Consider the following 17,735-nt stretch of genomic DNA (forward strand, 5'->3'; position numbering starts at 1 on the left):
TCTCCAGCACATGGACTTCAGTCTGTGGACCTGCGCCGTCCAGGGGCATATGACCTATGCGCCCGAGGAGCCCGACCTGGCCGCGCGGTTGCATGTCCCGACTCCGGCCGGGACGGCGTGGCGCTGTCTGCGCTGCGGTGACTTCACCGTCGGCGAGCCCCGCCACCACGGTCCCGCCGACGATGCCCCCGAGGTCCCGCGCGGCCGGCTGCTGCGCGACCGCTACCTCATGCGGGCGCTGGCGGTGGAACGCGCGCTGCGGGCGCTGGTCTTCATCGCCCTCGCGGGCGGTGTGCTGAAACTGCGCGGCTCGCGCCAATCCTGGAAGGCCACCTGGGATACCGAGCTCCCGCTGCTGCGCCAGCTGGAGGATCAGATCGGCTGGAACCCGGACCATTCCAAGATCATCCGCTGGATCGACAAGGCCTTCACCCTCTCCCCCGCCACGCTGACCTGGATCGCGGCCGGCCTGTTCGCCTATGCCGCAGTCGAACTCATCGAAGCGGTCGGCCTCTGGCTGGTCAAACGCTGGGGCGAGTACTTCGCGGTCATCGCCACCGGTGTGTTCCTGCCCCTGGAGATCTACGAGCTCACCGAGAAGGTCACCGTTTTCCGGGTGGCCGCGCTGCTGATCAATGTGGCCGCCGTCGTCTGGTTGCTGTGGAGCAAGCGGCTGTTCGGAATCAACGGCGGGTCCGCGGCCTATTACGCGGAGCATCACTCCGAGAGCCTGCTCACCGTCGAACGCGCCGCCGTGGCCGCAGCTCCCCCGCACGGTTCGCCACAAACGTAGACCGCGTTTCACAACCCGCAGCAACCACGCGGCGGCGGGGATACGATGCGAAAATGGCTCACCCCGGCACCGCGGGACACGGGGCGACGGTCGCATCCGCCCCGGCGCCGGGCGCTGCCCGCGGCGGCGTGGCCGAGGTGGTGGAGCGGTTCGCCGAAGCCTGGCGCGAGGCGCGCACGCCACCGCCGCTGCCCGCATTCCTGCCCGACTCCCCCGCCATCCGCCGGGTCTCGCTCATCGAGCTGATCAAGGTGGATCTGGCCAATCGGTGGTCGCGCGGCGCCGAACCCAAACGCCTCGCCGACTATGTCGCCGACCTGCCCGAGCTGAGCACCTGGCCGCTGCCGCCGGATCTCATCTACGAGGAATTCCACGTGCGCCGGCGGGCGGGCACCGAGGTCGATGTGGGCGAGTACACCGCCGCGTATCCCGAACAGGCCGAGCAGCTTTCGGAGATGCTGGCCACCGACGACTACCACAGCACGCTCATGGGGCCGGCCGATCCGGTGCGCCTGGACGATCTGGACGTCGGCCAGAAGATCGACGACTTCGATCTGATGGCCGGCCTCGGGCGCGGCGCCTTCGCCCGGGTGTTTCTGGCCCGGCAGCGCTCCATGCAGCGGCTGGTCGCGGTGAAGATCTCGCAGGACAAGGGCACCGAGCCGCAGACCCTCGCGCAGCTCGACCACGACTACATCGTGCGGGTCTTCGATCAGCGGGTGCTGCCCGACCGGCGGCTGCGGCTGCTGTATATGCAGTACGTGCCCGGCGGCACCCTGTTCACCGTGCTTCAAAAGGTGCGCGAGACACCGGCGGAGCAGCGCAACGGCCGCCTGCTGCTCGACGTGATCGACGGTGTCCTGGCGGACAAGGGTGAGATCCGGCCCAGCGAGTCTGCGATCCGGACGGAACTGGCCGGGCTGTCCTGGCCGGAGACCATTGCCTGGCTGGGCAGCCGACTGGCCGCCGCGCTCGACTACGCCGGGCGCAGCGGGGTGCTGCACCGGGATGTCAAACCGGCCAATGTGCTGCTGACCGCCGAGGGCGTACCGAAGCTGGCCGACTTCAATATCAGCTTCAGCGGCAATGTCTCCGGCGACAGCCCGGTCGCCTACTTCGGCGGATCGCTGGCGTACATGTCGCCGGAACAGCTGGCCGTGGTGCACCCGGAGAAGGCCACGACCGCCGCGGACCTCGATGTGCGCTGCGATCTGTTCGCGCTGGCCGTCGTGCTGTGGGAATTGCTCACCGGCCGTAAGCCCTTCGGCGAGGAGACCGTCGACGGCGGGGACCGCACCGCGCTGGACGGCATGCTGGAGCGCCGGTCCGGCAGTCCGGAAGCGCTGCCGTACCAGGATCTTCCGCCGGACTGCCCGGCCGCCCTGCGCCGCGCGCTGGTCCGGGCCCTGGATCCGGAACCGGCGAACCGGTGGGCCAGCGGGGCGGATATGGCGCAGCAGCTGGATGTCTGCATGGATGAGCGGGCGCGCGATCTGGTCGATCCGCCGCCGGGCAGCGGGCGGCTGCGGGCGCGCATGCTCATGCATCCGATCATGGCGGCGGCCATCGCCATACCGAACGCGCTGGCAATCCTGTACAGCTACAACCACAATCGCACGCTGATCATCGACAAGATGGACGCCTACGCCCAGCAGCGCTTCGATCAGATCGCGATCACCACCTACGGCATCTGTTTCCTCATCGGGTTCGTGGTCACCAATGTGCTGCTGGCCAAGTTGTGGCCGATCGCGCGCGGACTGCGCAAGGGTCGGACCTACGACGCGGCGACGCTGGCCCGCGCCCGCACCGACACCCTGCAACTCGGGAAGCGGAACGTATTGACCTGCTTCGCATTGTGGGTGCTGGCCGGGATCGTGGTGCCGGTGTCGGTGACGGCGACCGGCAATCACCTGCCCCCCGAATCGTATGTGCACTTCTTCATCACCCAGATCGTCTGCGGCGCAATCGCCATGGCGTATCCGTACTTCTTGGTGAGTTTCTACGCGGTGCGCTCGCTGTATCCGATGTTCCTGCCGCACGGCGGGCTCGGCGCCGACGACGCGCGGCAGCTGCGCGAATTGGACCGGCGCAGTACGTATTTCCTCGCCATCGCGGCGGCGGTGCCGCTGCTGGGCGTGGCGGGGGCGACGTTCATTCCGGCAGTGGATATTCCGTCGGTCATCGTGCCGCTGCGAGTGCTCTGCGTGGGCAGCGCACTCGCATTCATCGGCGTCTACTGGCTGTTCCGGATGCTGGAGAAGGATCTGGCCGCTTTGGAGCGCATTGTCAGCTGAGCGGGATCAGAGCTGATCGCCGGTGGCGCGTGGCGGCGTACCGACGGCGGCGGTCAGCACGGCCGCGACGGCGAGCAGTCCGCCGAGCCACATCGGAGAGGTGATGCCCAGGTGGTCGGCCGCCAGTCCACCGGCGAGCGCGCCGACGGCGATAGCCGCGTTGAAGACCGCGACGAACAGGGCGGACACGCTTTCGCGGGCGTCGGGGGCGGCGAGGAGCATCCAGGTCTGGGTGCCGACGGAGACGCCGCCGTAGGCCAGACCCCACAGGAGCAGGAGACCGGCGGCGGTCGCGACGGTGCCGCCCAGGGCGGGCAGGACGAGGACGGCGAGCGCCAGCAGCGCGGCGATGGTTATCAGCGTGGCTCGTGGCGACCGGATGGCGCGCGAACCGGCGGCGAAATTGCCGAGCACTCCGGCGATTCCGTAACCCAGCAGCAGCGCGCCGATCGCGGCCGCGCCCGCGCCGCTGACCTGTTCCAGGACGGGACGAATGTAGGTGTAGGCGGCGAAATGGCCGGTGACCAGGAAGGCGACCACCAGCAATCCGGTGCGCACCCGGGGATCGGCCGCGCGGCGCAGGGCACCGCGCAGCGGCAGCGCCTGTTCGGCCGGGAGCGCGGGCAGGACCGCGGCCACGGCGATCAATACCAGCAGTGCCAGTCCGGCCGCCGTCGCGAACGCGGCCCGCCAGCCCGCGAGCGCGCCGAGGAAGGTGCCCGCCGGAATGCCGAGCACCGAGGCCACCGCCACGCCGCTGAAAACGATCGAGGTCGCGGTACCGGCGGAGCGCACCGGAACCAGGCGCACCGCCAGCCCGGCGGCGAGTGCCCACACGCCGCCCATGCCGAGGCCGACGAGCACGCGCGCCGCGATCATGACGCCGAAATTCGGCGCAAGCGCGGCGGCGAGATTGCCGAGCAGCAGGACGGCGAGCAGCGCGCACAGCACCGTGCGGCGGTCGAACCGGCCGAACCAGGCGGTCAGCAGCGGCGCGGAGACCGCGGCGGTCAACCCGGTGACGGTCATGGTCAGCCCGGCCGCGCCCTCGGTGATGCGCAGGTCCGCGCTCACGGGGGTGAGCAGGCCGACCGGCAACATCTCGGAGGTGACCACCGTGAAGGTGCCCAGGCCCACGGTCGCCACGCCCAGCCAGCCGCGCCGGGTCGCGCGCTCGGCTTGTAGATCGTCCCGATTCCCCTGCGCCGGTGGCGTATTCGCGAGGTCTTCGACTCTGGTCATGCCTCCGAGTCAATTGATCGTGCCGGCCGGAAACAACGGCGAAGGTCTCATCGTTCTATGAGCCGGACTCATCGATCGAGGTCCGCCCGGCGGGAGAGGAAGCGAATGACCCTGGAAGCGCGTGAGCTGGAAGCCTTTCTGGCGGTCGCCGACGAACTGCACTTCGGCCGGGCCGCTGAGCGGTTGTACCTCTCCCAGAGCCGCATCAGCCAGCTGCTGCGCGCCCTGGAACAGCGCATCGGCGCACCGCTCGTCGAACGCACCAGCCGCCGCGTCCAGTTGACACCCCTCGGCGCGGATTTCCACGCCCGGCTGCGCCCCGCCTACGCCACCCTGCTCACCGCCATCGACGATGCCCGCGCCGCGGCCCGCGGCGTCACCGGCTTGCTGCGCATCGGCTTTCAGGGCGCGCCCAACGACCACCTGATGCTGGCCCTCGAACTGTTCGGCGAACGCCATCCCGACTGCGCCCTCGAGCTCACCGAAATCCCCCTCGCCGACCCCTTCGGCCCGATCCACCGCAAGGAGGTCGACGCGGGCGTGGTGCTGCTCCCCATGGAGGAGCCCGACCTCGTACTCGGCCAGGTCTTCTCCCGCCATCCCCTGACCCTGGCCGTACCGGGCGGACACCCGTTCGCGCGCCGCCCCGCGGTCTCGGCCGAAGATCTGGCCGACCTCGCACTGATCGGAGTCCGCGAGCCCGCCCCGCAGTACTGGCGCCGCGCGCACGCCCTGGACGTGACCCCGGGCGGTCGACCGGTGCCCTCCGGCCCAGCGGTCGCCACCCTCGAGGAAGGACTGGCCCTGGTGGCAGCCGGTCGCGGCGCCATGCTGCTGTGCCACCCCACCGGCGAATCCCACAACCGACGCTCCGTCCGCTTCGTCCCGATCCTGGGCCTGCCCGACTCCCGCCTCGGCGTGGTCTGGCACCGCACCGCGGAAACCGCTCGCGTGCGCGCATTCTCGCAGGCCGTGGCAGCCGCCGGCCGCGGTTGAGCACCCGCTCGAAGCCGCGGGCAGCCGTCACCGGCAGCGCCGGCGTCGGATCCGAATGTGCTCGGCGCACCGGGTTCTCGTGATGGCGCTGATGAATCCTGGCGGCCGCTACCTCAGGGGCGACAGAGCAGTGCACTACGCGGATTTCCGTCAGGCCCGCCAGAAGCGTCGGTCCGGGACGCCACAGCCGATCCTGGAACGCGGCCTCGGCGACCGCGGTGACCCCGGCTGTCAGCAGCAGCCCAGCGCGCGAGCCAGGGCATGCGCCAGGGTGGTCTTGCCGGACCCGGGCGGGCCGCTCACGACAACGAGCGTGGGCGAACGGGTCACCCGGCAGTTATATCCCGACTGATACGCGCGGGGCGGCTGGTGTGATCGTGCTCTATTTCCCGCCGGAGCGGTGCTGCCGGATTCGCCGGAATGGGCGCGCCGACAGTCGCGGCGATGCCCGGGCGGTCGGCGGGGCGTACTAACCTTCTCCCGGTGAACGAGTCCGCTGACGGATTGCTGCCCGACCCGACGGGGGTCGGCGCCGAGGAGTTTCCGCATGCCGAGCGGCTGCGGCTGTTCTCGTTCGCGACCGCTGAGAAGCGGGGGGATTACCTGTGGGTTCTGCGGGCGTTCGATACCGCGCGGGCGGCGTATGTGGTGCTGTTGCACGCCTCGGACGTTGTCGAGACGCTCAATCGTTGCCCGGGGGCGCCCGCATTGACCGCGACCGAGGTGGGGCCGCTGCTGGAGCAGTTGCACCAATGGGGGGTGCTGGAGCGCAGCTATGACGGGACGCGGGCGGCGACGCTGGCCGAGTACCGGAACCGGCATTACGTGTACCAGTTCTCGCAGGCCGGATATCAGGCATTTCGGGCGGTTTCGGATGTGCTGGCGGCGCGGCTGGACGAGGCGGCGCTGTCGCGGATGGTGTTGCCGGAGCTGCTGGCGGATCTGAATACCCTTGCCGAGGCGAACAAGAGCGGGGATGCGCCGCGGGTGTACCGGGTGCTCAATCGCCTGGACCGGGCACTGTCGGATCTGGCCGAGCGGGCGGCGCACTTCTATCTGACTCTCGGGGATCTGGTGCGGACCACCGAGGCGACGCCGGAGGCATTCCTCGCGCACAAGGATGCGCTGCTGGCGCACATGCGTGAGTTCTCGATGGATCTGGCGCGGTTCGCGCCGCGGCTGGCGACCGCCATTCGTGAGGTCGAGGAGACCGGGGTCGAGGAACTCATCGAGCGGGCGGCCCGCTGCGATGAGCGGGTGCTGCTGAATACCGCCGAGCGGCAAGCGGATTGGCGAGCCCGCTGGCAGGGTCTGCGGGCCTGGTTCCTCGCCGACGGCGAAGCCGCCCTCACCGAATGCGAGCGCCTGCGGGAAGCGACCATGAGCGCCATCGCGGCGGTGCTGTCGCTGCTGCGACGCGTCACCGAGACCCGCAAGGGCGGCGTCAGCCGCGAGTCCGCGCTGCGCCACCTGGCGGGCTGGTTCACCGCCGCACCGACCGCCGATGCCGCGCACGCCCTCTACGACGCCGTCTTCGGACTGGGCCGGCCGCGCCATCTCGCCATGCACCATCCGGATGCCGATGTCATTCCGGCCATCCGATCCTGGTGGGACGCACCGCCTTTGGAGATCGCCCGGACGCTGGCCGAAACCGGCCGTCCGCCGACCCCCGGCGCACCGGCCCGCCTGCAACGCAATGACGCCGGCATCCGCCGTCTGCGCGAAGCCCAGCTCGACGCCCAGCGCGCCCGCGCCGAGGCCGCACGGTCCCTGGCCTCCGCCGACGTCCACGAACGCGAACTCGACGAAAGCGAAACCGAAGTACTGCTGCGGCTCATCGACGCCGCCTCCACCGCCTGGGTGCCGGTCTCCGGACGGGTCTCCGGCACAACGGGATCCGACAGCGGCGTCACCCTCACCGTGTCCGAATGCGAAGGCTCCACGGTGGTCCGCACCGCCCGCGGCCTGCTCCACCTCAACGGCCGTCGCCTCGACGTCCGCGAAACCGCCACCTCCCGCAAGAACTCCGCCGCCCTCAACCGCGCCGCCGCCGCGCGCGGCCAGGCCGGAAAGGAGCGGGGCTGATGCACGCACGATCCATCGATTCGCTGGCCCTGGACAGTTATCAGCGGGCGGCGCGGGTGATTCTGGCGAATCATCTTGTGACGCGGACCTATCCGGATCGGATCGCGCTGCCGCTGTTGCGGCGGTGGGCGACCGAGTTGCGGGAGGATCTGGCGGAGCTGTTCGGGTATCGGCTCGAGATCACCGAGACGACCGCGCGGCTGTTCCCCGTGCTGGACGAGCTGGATTCGGGGCGGCCCGCGCGGACCACCGGTGACCGGGTGTTCGATCGGCGGCGGTACGCGTATCTGGCGCTGGCATTGGCGGCGCTGGGGCGGGCCGGGGATCAGATCACGTTGTCGGAGTTGGCGGATCAGGTGGCGGCGTACACCGAGCGGGTGGAGGGCCTGGAGCTCGCGCCGGATCGTGCGGCGGATCGCGACGCGTTCGTCGATGCGATCGGCTGGCTGGCGGCGCGCGGGGCCGTCACCCTCGCCGATGGTGACGCTGGTGGGTGGGCGTCGGATCCCGAAGCCGGGGAGGCGCTCTACGACATCGATCGCGCCATCGTGTTCGCGCTGTTCCGGCCGCCGCGGGCGCTGCAGCATCTGCACAGTGTGGCCGGGCTGCTGGGCGAGGAGGCCGGGGGCGCGGATACGCGTTCTCCCGCACAGGCGCTCGCGGCGCGCAAGATTCGCCGGGCGCTGGTGGAACAGCCCGTCGTCTACGCCGATGAATGGGAGGAACCGCATCGGTCGCTGCTGGCGCAGGAGAAGCTGGTGGGCGAGGTCGAACTGGTCACCGGATTGAAGGCGGAGCGGCGGGCCGAGGGAGTCGCGCTCATCGACAGTTCTGGGCGATTGTCGGATGTGCGGTTCCCGGGTACGGGCACGCTCGCGCAGGTGGCCTTGCTGCTCGCCGGTGAGATCGCCGATCTGGTGCTCGATATCGACAATCCCGTCGAGCGGCGGGTGCGACCGGAGCGGCCGCTCACCGATCTGGTGGAGCAGCTCGATTCCGCGATTCCGGCGACCACCGTGTTCGCGCCGCTGGCCGATCCCGTGGATATCTTTGCGCCCGAGGAGGATTCGGACACCGAGGAGCAGGAGCCGGAGATTCCGGAGTACCCGTTCATCGAATCGTCCTGGATCCGCGACACCGTGCAGATGCTCACCGACCGCTACGGCGCGACCTTCGCCGCCCAATGGCAGGCCGACGTGCCCGGCCTCACCGCCGAGGTGGTCGGACTGCTGGAGCGGCTGCGGCTGGTCGAACTGGTGGACGGCGGACTGCTCATCCTGCCCGCGCTGGCCCGCTATCGCGGCGCCATCGTCACCATCCGCACCCGCGCGGAGACCGAATTGTTCATCTCGCCAACCGAAGTCGGCGGGGATATCGCAGAGAAGGGGAATTGATGACCGACCTCATTCACGGTGGAGTCCGGTTCGTTCCCACCCGCGCGGGCATCGTCAACCTGTGGGACTACCGGGATCAGGAGTTCTGCTTCGCCGACGGGCGACTGGTGCTGCGCGGGCCCAATGGGTCCGGTAAGACCAAGGCGCTCGAAGTGCTGTTCCCCTTCGTGCTGGACGGGCGCATCGAACCGCGGCGGCTCAACCCGTTCGCGGGTGAAGAGCGCACCATGAAGTCGAACCTGTTGTACCGCAAGCAGGAATCGGCCTACTCCTATGTGTGGATGGAGTTCGCGCGCGGCAACTGGGCCGAGCCGGAGACGGTGACCATCGGCATCGGCATGCGCGCCACCCGCTCCACCGACAAGGTGACCCGCTGGTACTTCGTCGCGGACGGTCGTGTGGGCGTGGACTTCTCACTGCTCGGTCCCGACGACCGCCCGCTCACCCGCAAGCAGCTGGCCGAGCAGATCGGCGGCGACGCCATCGTGGACCGGCCCGTCGAGTATCGCGCCGCCATCGACGCCCGCATGTTCGGTCTCGGCCAGCAGCGCTACGACCAGCTCATCAATCTCATTCTCACGCTGCGCCGCCCGCAGCTGGCCAAGAACCTCGACCCGCGCGGGCTGTCGCAGGCGCTCACCGACGGCCTGCGCCCGCTCGACGAGCAGCTCATCCTGGACGCCGCCCGCTCCTTCAGCGATATGGAGGAGGTCGGCCGCACCCTCGAGGGTCTCGTCCAAGCCGACACCGCCACCCGCGCCTTCGTCGGCGTCTACCGCAAATACCTTGCCGTGCAAGCCAAGACGGATGTCGACCAGGTCCGCACCCGCCTGGACGCGGTCACCCACGCCGGCACCGCCCTGCATGCCGCCGCGGCCCTGCGCCAGCGCCGCGACACCGAGCGCGCCGCCGCCGAAACCCGCGCCGAGGACGCCGACCGCGCCTACGAACAGGCCCTCGCCGACCGCGAAACCCTGCAGCGCTCCAGCGCCTACGAAGGCAAACAGCAGCTCGACGACCTCGCCGACGCCGTCAAGCGTCTCGAAACCTCCTCCGCCGTCCACCACGACAAGTCCCTCAAGGCCCGCCAGACCGTCGACCAGCGCGCCGAGGAATCCGAACGCGCCCAGGCCGCCGTCCAGAACGCCGCCTCCGCCCTCGCCCGCGGCGAAGACGAACTCCGTTCCGCCGCAGAAGAAGCCGGCATCCCCTGGACCTCCCTCCCCGAGCAGTCCCGCGCCGACCACCTCACCACCACCGTCCGCTCCCACGCCGAGGAACGCGACGCCGACGTCCGAGCCGTCCGCCGCGCCCTCACCCTCGTGGACGCCGCCGTCACCGAACGCACCCGCGCCGAACGAGCCACCCAGCGCGCCACCGAACTCCGCGAATCCGCCGCCGCCGACCTCGCCCGAGCCGAAGCCGCCGTCACCCTCGCCCGCGCCAACACCGCAGCCTCCCTCCGCGATTGGTGGGAAACCCACCGCGACGTCTACACCCCCATCCGCGACGGCCTCTTCGAAGCGGTCAACGACGCCCTCGCCCAGGCGGGCACCGAGCATTCCGCCGCGAGCGCCCCGCAAGCCGAGCCCGCACGCTCGGACAAGGGCCGCGGCCGCAAATCCCCCGCGGGGAGTCCGACAGCCCACTCCGAGGAAGGCGAATCAGCCGCAGCGTCCGCTTCGGACGCCGCCCCGGGCCGCTCCGACAATGACAACGGCGGTCCGGGCGGCGCGCGGCCCGCCGCCGAGAGCGGACTTCTCGCGACCTCCGGCGCCAACCCCGCGACCGCCGATCATGCGGACTATGGCGGCACGTTCGACCCGGCCGCCGCAGCGCCGTCGACTCCCGCCGAGGTCCTCGCCGAACGCACCGAGCCGCTGACCGAGGAGATTCGCGGCCGCCGCCAAGAAGCGCGGTCCCGCGCCGCCCAGGCCGCCGCCCGCGCCACCGAGCTGCGCACCGAGCGCGAGCAGGTCGCGGCCGAACGCGACGATGCCCCACCGGCCTTCGCCGCACGCACCGACCTCCGCCCCGAACGCCCCGGCGCACCGCTGTGGCGGCTCGTGCGCTTCGCCGACCACATTGGCCCCGTCCAGGCCGCGGGCATCGAAGCCGCCTTGCAGGCCGCCAACCTCCTCGACGGCTGGGTGTGCGCGGATTCCGAACTCCCCGACCATGCATCCGACCAATTCCTGGTCCCACTGCCCACCGACCAGCGGCCGGAAGGCCGCACACTCGCCGATGTGCTTGTGGTGGAGGACGATTCCGAATCCCTGACCGTGCCACGCCAGACCGTCGCCGACGTACTCGCCTCGATCGCCCTGCACGACGCGGGCAGCGGCACGGCAGCCGCGAACCCGCGTGCCGCCGCGAGTGTCACCGCAGGCGGGTCTTCGAATCGCGAGACGCACAAGGTATCCGGGGTGGCGGCACAGGCGGTCGGCATCGACGGGCGGCTCACGATTGGTACGGACGGCCGGTACCGGCAGGGTGTGCAGGTCGGCCGGCACTGGAAGGCCGATGCCGAGTTCATCGGTACGACCGCGCGGGCACGCCGCCGGGAGCTGCGACTGGGCGAGTTGGCCGCGGCGATCGAGGCGGCCGAAGGTGAGGCGCGGCAGGCCGCGGCCGCGGAGCAGGCGGCGACCGAGGAGCTGGCTCGGATTTCGGCTGCGGCCAAGGCGCTGCCCCGCACGTCCGCCGTCACCGCGGCGTTGCGGGCGGTGTCGGAGGCGGCGGGTGTGTTGCGGTCGCGGTCGGAGGGGGCGGCGCAGGCGGAGCGGGATCTCGATCAGGCCGTTGCCGAGTACACGGCGGCGGACAAGAAGGTTCGGGCGATCGCGGCCGAGCACAAGGCGCCGCGGGATCCGGCGGAGCTGGATGCGCTGGCGGCGGCGGTGCGGCATTTCGAGAATGCGGGCACCGCGCTGTTGCGGCTGCGTGGGGATCATCAGCGGGAGCACGAGCGGGCGCGCGAAGCCACCGACCGGCTGGATGAATCCAAGGATCTGGCTGAGGCTTTCGCGGAGGAAGCGGAGGCCGCGCGCAGCGGGTACGAGGAGCAGTTGCGGAAGCTGGAGACCCTGCGGGAAGCGCTGGGTGCCGGGGCCGCCGATATCGATCGTGAACTGGAGTTGGCGCGGGAGAAGATCGATGCCGCTCGCGCCGAGCAGAAGGCTGCCCGTAAGGCCGCGCACGAGGCGATCGAGGGGGTCGGAACTGCTGAGGGAGCGCATCGGGCAGCACGGGAGACGTTGAGTACCGCGCTTGCCGAATTGCTGGCCGATGTGCGGCATCTGGCGCCGTATGCGCGGCCGGATCTGCTGAGTCTGCTCGGTGCTCCGGCCGAATCACGGTGGCCCAGCAGCGATGCGGCGTGGTCGACGGCCGAGCAGCTGCTGTACCGGATCGAGAACGGGGATCCGGAGTCCGAACCTCGGGTGCTGCCCGAGGAGGTGGCGGAGCTGTTCGAGAACCTGTCCACCGCAACGGCTTCGGTACGCGCGGGTGAAGCCGCTCGGAAGAACACGCGCAGTGCGGTGACCACCGCTCTGCAGGAGTTCGACGCCGCCCTCGCGGCCGCTCGCCAGGATTACCGCCTGCACTGGGACGCCGCCGATGGGCTGACCGTGGTGCAGGTGCACGATGATCACGGTTTGTCCGCGCTCGCCGATTTCGCCGAGCGCATCGGCGCGGCGCGGCGCGATCAGGAGCTGTTGCTCACCGATTCGGAGCGCCGCATTCTCGAGGACGCCCTGCTCACCGGGCTCGCGCAGCAGATTCACGAACGCACGTCCGACGCCCGCGATCTCATCTCCCGCATGGGTATGGAGATGAAGCAGCGCCGCATGTCCTCGGGCAACACCATCGGCGTGCACTGGGTGCTGGCCGACAACCTGTCCGAGCCCGCACGTGCGGTGTGCAAACTCCTCGACCGCGACTCCTCCGAACTCACCCCGGACGATCTGAGCACCATCCGCGCGCACTTCGCCGCCGAGATCCGCGCCGCCCGCGCGTCGCACCCGGAGCGTTCCTTCCCCGAAATCCTCGCGGCCACACTGGATTACCGCACCTGGCGGGTGTTCTCCTTCACCATCGTCACCGCCGACGGCACCGAGGACCGCCTCACCGTCGCCCGGCACAGCGCCCTGTCCGGCGGCGAGCAGTCGGTCTCCCTGCACCTGCCCCTCTTCGCCGCGGCCCACGTCATGCTCGACTCCGCCGACCCGCAGGCCCCCCGCCTGCTGGCCCTCGACGAGGCCTTCGCCGGCGTCGACGACAACGGCCGCAGCGAACTCCTCGGCCTCTCCGTCCAATTCGACCTCGACCTCTTCATGACCGGCTACGACCTCTGGATCACCTACCCCCACGTCCCCGCCTGCGCCCACTACGACCTCGCTCACAGCGCCGCCGAGAACACCGTCAGCGCCACCCTCCTGGTCTGGGACAGCGACGACCTCCTCGCCGAACACGACGGCTCCGATCTCACCGCCGCCCTCGGCTCCCCCAACCGCCGCCGCACCCCCCACACCATCCAAGGCGGCATCACCTTCGACGAAGCCGCCCTAGCCGACGCCTGATCCACCTGGACATACGATCACCGGGAACTGGTGGCGGCATCGCCCGAGAGCACCCCGCCACCAGTTCCCGGTCGGTGCTATTTCACATGTGCGCCACGTAATGTCGGCCGGTGTGACCGACCTCGAGATCCGCCCCGCCACCGCCGCCGACGTCCCCGCCATCGTCGCCCTGCTGGCCGACGACTTCCTCGGCGCCACCCGCGAGAACCCCGACGATCTCGCCCCCTATCTGGATGCCTTCGCCCGCGCGGACGCCGACCCGAATCAGCACATCGTCGTCGCCGAACGCGACGGCCGCGTCGTCGGTACCCTGCAGCTCACCGTAATTCAGGGCCTCTCCCTCAAAGCCGCCAAACGAGCCCAAGTCGAGAGCGTCCGCATCCACCGCGGGGAACGCGGATCAGGCCTCGGCACCATCCTCATGGAGTGGTCCGCGACGCGAGCCCGCGAACTCGGCTGCACCGTCGTACAACTCACCTCGAACGCTCAGCGCACCGACGCCCACCGCTTCTACGAACGCCTGGGTTACGAGCCCACCCACATCGGCTTCAAACTCGCCCTGTGACCGCCCGCCCACCGGCCCGACCCTGAGAAACCCTGTCGCCCTTCGGATTTGGAAGCATTCGCAACCCGAGGCGCTCACGGGATGTCGCGGGACTCCTTGTCGCACACGCTGATCCAGCACGGTGGCGCGGCCCGTTCCGGGCACCACGCGGTCGGCGGCCCGACCAGCCGCACCTCGTGCGCTCGGTCCAACGAGTTCGATTTCGCCGACGGGTGCGGCTGCGGACCGACAGGCAAGGCCCGCTGTGGTGGGTTCCCCTCGGACTGTTCGCCTGCCGAGGAGGGTCAGGTGCGGGCCGGGGTGCGGTGGAGGAAGTCGACCAGGGGTGCGAGTTCGGGGATGGATTCGGCGGCGGTGAGGGCCTGTTCGAGGGCGCGGTCGTGGGTGGGGTGGGCGCGGTCGTAGGTTTCGCGGCCCTTGGGGGTGAGTTCGGTGTAGATGCCGCGGCGGTCGTCGGCGCAGAGGACGCGGACGAGGAGGCCGCGGTCTTCCAGGCGGTTGACCAGGCGGGTAGTGGCGCTGGCGGAGAGGGCGGCGGCGCGGGACAGCTGGGACATGCGCATGTGCCAGCCGTCCTGGCGGGAGAGGGCGTCGAGGACGGTGTATTCGACGACGGAGAGGTCGTGTTCGCGTAGTTCGCGCTCGAGGGCGGTTTCGATGTGGCCGTGCAGGGCGGCCAGGGTGCGCCAGCCGGTGGCCCGCACTTCGATCGCGTCGTCGGCAATTCCCATGGCGACAGCATAGCGCCGACTTGCAATAGTGCGCGTGTGCAATTATCTTCGTGTGCAGTTTGTTGCACACGCGGTATATCGGCGGAAGCTAGGGAAGGAATCGACATGCCACTCGGCCTCATCGCCCTCGCACTCGGGGGTTTCGGAATCGGGCTCACCGAGTTCGTGATCGCGGGTCTGCTGTCCTCGGTGGCGGACGACATGGGCGTTTCGGTGCCCACCGCCGGGTACCTGATCTCCGGATACGCCCTCGCCGTGGTGGTCGGCGCGCTGACGCTGACCCCGGTCGTCAATCGCTGGGAGCCCAAGCGGGCGCTGCAGGTGCTGATGGTGCTGTTCACCGTGGGCAATGCGCTCTCCGCCCTCGCGCCGGGCTATGCCGCGCTGCTGGGCGGTCGCATTCTCGCGGCGCTGGCGCACGGCGCGTTCTTCGGGATCGGCGCGGTGCTGGCGGCCTCGCTGGTCGCGGCGGAGAAGAAGGCGGGCGCCATCTCGATCATGTTCGGCGGCTTGACCATCGCGAACGTCCTGGGTGTGCCGATGGGGACCGTCATCGGGCAGCAGTGGGGCTGGCGCGCGACCTTCGCGGTCATCGCGGTGGTCGGCGTGATCGCCCTGGCCGGTATCACCGCGCTCGTCCCCGCCCAGCCGATCGGCCGTGCCGACCGCCCGAACCTGCGCTCCGAACTGGCCGTCTTCCGTAATGCGCAGGTCTGGTTCTCGCTGTCGCTGACGGTGCTCATCTTCGGCGGCATGTTCGGCGCGTTCATGTACATCGAGCCGCTGCTGACCCGCGTCACCGGTTTCTCCGAGGGCGCCATCCCGTGGCTGCTGGTGCTGTTCGGCCTGGGCCTGTTCGCGGGCAATCTGGTCGGCGGCCGCTGGGCCGACCGCAATCTGTCGCGCACCCTCTTCGGCATGACCCTCGCCCTGGCCGTGGCGCTCGCGGCGTTCGGCCTGCTCGCCGATTACACGATCGCGGCCATCGTGCTGCTGCCGGCCATGGGCTTCTTCGGTTTCGGCGCGACCCCCGGTCTGCAGATGCGGATCATGAACCACGCGGCGGCAGCGCCCACCATGGCCTCCTCGGCCAATATCGCCGCCTTCAATGTCGGCAACTTCCTCGGCGTGTGGCTGTCGGGCCTGGCCATTGCCGCCGGGCTCGGCTGGGGTTCGCCGCTGTGGGTGGGAGCCGGGTTCGCGGTCGCCGGTTTGGCCGTGCTGGCCCTGGCCGGACGTAGCGAGCGCACCCGCACCCCCGACGCCCCGGAGCGGGAATTGGCCACGGTGTAACCACTTCCGCCATCGACCGGGCATCGTGCGAGTTCGCACTCTGCCCGGTCGAACGCTATCCGACCCGCCCCCGCGCAGGCCGCCGCCGTTCCCGCCGACTGAACCGCTACCTGTTGATCTCCTCCGCGGGACCGAAGACGGCGCTGTCCAGCGATAGCGGCGGCACGTATTCGCCGACCAGACTGCGGTGCCACCAGGCGTGCTGGTGCCGCAACTCGTGCATGGTGGTGAAGCGGTAGCGATAGAGCAGGGCGCGCACGTGGCGCGGTGGTGCGTCGCGGAAAGGGTTGGTGCGCAACAGCCGCAAGGTGTCGGGATCGTTTTCGAGTAGTCGATGCAGGAACGCGCCCAGCCAGGGCCGGGCATAGCTGGGCGAGATGGCGGCGAACCACATCAGCCAGTCCAGGCGCAGGTGATACGGGGCCCATTGTCGTGGCATGCGCTGCGGCGCACCGGGTTTGCCCTTGAATCCGTACTCCTCCCACACCGTGTCGTCGGTGACCTCGGCGTCACGGGTGCCCTCGATCGCGACCTCGTGGCGGATGCGCCCGACCGTGCCGAACGCGCCATAGGTGTTGACCAGTCGATAGGCGTTGAAGGACATGTTCATTCGCTGACCGCTCGACAGCATATTGCGCACCGGCCAATAGCTCAGCACCACAACCAGACCCGTGAACGCCACCACCAGCCCGGCGTACCACAGCGGCGGCTCCGGCAGCGCGGGCGGCGCGGGAGCGGGCAGCGCCGATTGGCTGATCACACCGCAGGCCAGCACGATCGTGATCCAGTTCAGCCAGGCGAAGTTGCCCGACAGCACCAGCCACAACTGGGTGACCACGAGAATCCCCGCGGCATAACTGGCGACCGGCTGCGGCGCGAACAATCCGAACGGAACCACCAGCTGCGCAATATGATTCGCACCCGCCTCGACCCGATGCAATGGCTTGGGCAGATGGTGGAAGAACCAGCTCAGCGGCCCCGGCATGGGCTGGGTCTCGTGGTGGTAGAACAGGCAGGTCAGCTTCCGCCAGCAGGCGTCACCGCGCATCTTGATCAGCCCGGCCCCGAATTCCACCCGGAAGACCAGCCAGGCCACCAGCCACACCAGCAGCACCGGCGGCGCGGTCCAGTCATTGCCGAGGAAGATGGCCAGGAATCCGGCCTCGAGCAGCAGCGTCTCCCAGCCGAACGCGTACCAGGCCTGCCCCACATTGACGATCGACAGATACAGCGCCCACAGCGCCAGCCACAGCAGCATGGCCGTCCACAGCGGCACCAGATCGGCCGCGCCGAGCACGATCGCGCCGGCCAGCGCCGCACCGCACCAGCAGACGGCGGCGAAGAATCGATCCGAGTAGTGGAATCGGAAGATGCTCGGCGCCTCGGAGAACGACCGCCGCGCCAGGTAGCGCGGCACCGGCAGCATGCCGTGTTCGCCGATGAGCGCCCGGAACTGCCGGGCGGCCGCCACGAACGCGATCACGTAGAGGGCCGCGATACCGCGCTCCAGGACTTGCCTGGCCAGCCAGTATTCGGATGCCGTGAACCATTCCATGTCCGTATCTCCTCGGACGACGGATACCTGTCCCATCTCCGCATACCCGGACAATTCGCACTATACGACTGTGTGGAGGTTGATGCCGGGCCCTCCGGCCGCGCGGGTACCCGGACACGGCGGGTCGCCGACGTAGGATGACCTCTGCTGTTCGAGCACCACCGCCGCACCACGAGAGTTCGAGACGATCGGGGACGCGAGGAA

At 69.9% G+C, this 17,735-nt stretch carries 12 protein-coding genes; 8 read left to right on the forward strand and 4 right to left on the reverse strand.

Going from position 1 to position 17,735, the window contains the following annotated elements:
- The first annotated feature begins 10 nt into the window (after positions 1-10).
- Entirely contained in the window at positions 11-793 is a 783-nt protein-coding gene (locus ACFVIV_RS08935) for a DUF2127 domain-containing protein (RefSeq protein ID WP_379194244.1), read from the forward strand.
- 53 nt (positions 794-846) lie between these two features.
- Positions 847-3,087 carry a serine/threonine-protein kinase gene (locus ACFVIV_RS08940; protein ID WP_379194245.1) on the forward strand — a complete coding sequence of 747 codons (2,241 nt, stop codon included), beginning with the start codon at positions 847-849 and terminating at the stop codon, positions 3,085-3,087.
- A 6-nt stretch (positions 3,088-3,093) separates the two neighbouring features.
- Here the strand turns inward: ACFVIV_RS08940 and ACFVIV_RS08945 are convergent, their stop codons facing one another.
- Complete coding sequence (locus tag ACFVIV_RS08945; protein WP_379194246.1) at positions 3,094-4,329, reverse strand: MFS transporter; 1,236 nt, start codon at positions 4,327-4,329, stop codon at positions 3,094-3,096.
- Between the two features lie 105 nt (positions 4,330-4,434).
- Here ACFVIV_RS08945 and ACFVIV_RS08950 point away from each other — a divergent pair, with 105 nt between their 5' ends.
- Positions 4,435-5,325, forward strand: coding sequence for a LysR family transcriptional regulator (locus ACFVIV_RS08950; RefSeq protein ID WP_379194247.1), 891 nt, complete (start codon positions 4,435-4,437; stop codon positions 5,323-5,325).
- A gap of 231 nt (positions 5,326-5,556) precedes the next feature.
- Here ACFVIV_RS08950 and ACFVIV_RS08955 read toward each other — a convergent pair whose 3' ends face one another.
- Positions 5,557-5,655 (reverse strand): AAA family ATPase, encoded by a 99-nt coding sequence (locus ACFVIV_RS08955; protein ID WP_379194248.1) that lies wholly within the window; start codon positions 5,653-5,655, stop codon positions 5,557-5,559.
- A gap of 228 nt (positions 5,656-5,883) precedes the next feature.
- On the opposite strand from ACFVIV_RS08955, the gene ACFVIV_RS08960 reads away from it, so the two are divergent.
- The 4 genes from ACFVIV_RS08960 to ACFVIV_RS08975 all read left to right on the forward strand — a co-directional run bounded on the left by ACFVIV_RS08960 (position 5,884) and on the right by ACFVIV_RS08975 (position 13,952).
- The gene (locus ACFVIV_RS08960) at positions 5,884-7,410 is read left to right on the forward strand and encodes a TIGR02677 family protein (RefSeq protein WP_379194916.1); all 1,527 of its coding nucleotides are present in this window, start codon (positions 5,884-5,886) and stop codon (positions 7,408-7,410) included.
- Positions 7,410-8,804 (forward strand): TIGR02678 family protein, encoded by a 1,395-nt coding sequence (locus ACFVIV_RS08965; RefSeq protein WP_379194249.1) that lies wholly within the window; start codon positions 7,410-7,412, stop codon positions 8,802-8,804. Before ACFVIV_RS08960 ends, ACFVIV_RS08965 begins: the two co-directional genes overlap by 1 nt.
- Complete coding sequence (locus tag ACFVIV_RS08970; RefSeq protein ID WP_379194250.1) at positions 8,804-13,387, forward strand: SbcC/MukB-like Walker B domain-containing protein; 4,584 nt, start codon at positions 8,804-8,806, stop codon at positions 13,385-13,387. Before ACFVIV_RS08965 ends, ACFVIV_RS08970 begins: the two co-directional genes overlap by 1 nt.
- A gap of 112 nt (positions 13,388-13,499) precedes the next feature.
- Positions 13,500-13,952, forward strand: coding sequence for a GNAT family N-acetyltransferase (locus tag ACFVIV_RS08975; protein ID WP_379194251.1), 453 nt, complete (start codon positions 13,500-13,502; stop codon positions 13,950-13,952).
- 284 nt (positions 13,953-14,236) lie between these two features.
- Here ACFVIV_RS08975 and ACFVIV_RS08980 read toward each other — a convergent pair whose 3' ends face one another.
- Positions 14,237-14,683 carry a MarR family winged helix-turn-helix transcriptional regulator gene (locus tag ACFVIV_RS08980; RefSeq protein ID WP_379194252.1) on the reverse strand — a complete coding sequence of 149 codons (447 nt, stop codon included), beginning with the start codon at positions 14,681-14,683 and terminating at the stop codon, positions 14,237-14,239.
- Positions 14,684-14,788: 105 nt separating this feature from the next.
- Here ACFVIV_RS08980 and ACFVIV_RS08985 point away from each other — a divergent pair, with 105 nt between their 5' ends.
- On the forward strand, positions 14,789-15,976 hold the full coding sequence (locus ACFVIV_RS08985; RefSeq protein ID WP_379194253.1) for an MFS transporter: 1,188 nt from the start codon (positions 14,789-14,791) through the stop codon (positions 15,974-15,976).
- Positions 15,977-16,082: 106 nt separating this feature from the next.
- Here ACFVIV_RS08985 and ACFVIV_RS08990 read toward each other — a convergent pair whose 3' ends face one another.
- On the reverse strand, positions 16,083-17,531 hold the full coding sequence (locus ACFVIV_RS08990) for a lipase maturation factor family protein (RefSeq protein WP_379194254.1): 1,449 nt from the start codon (positions 17,529-17,531) through the stop codon (positions 16,083-16,085).
- Between the last annotated feature and the right edge of the window lie 204 nt (positions 17,532-17,735).

It is taken from the genome of Nocardia sp. NPDC127526, from assembly GCF_042672265.1.
GTDB lineage: Bacteria > Actinomycetota > Actinomycetes > Mycobacteriales > Mycobacteriaceae > Nocardia.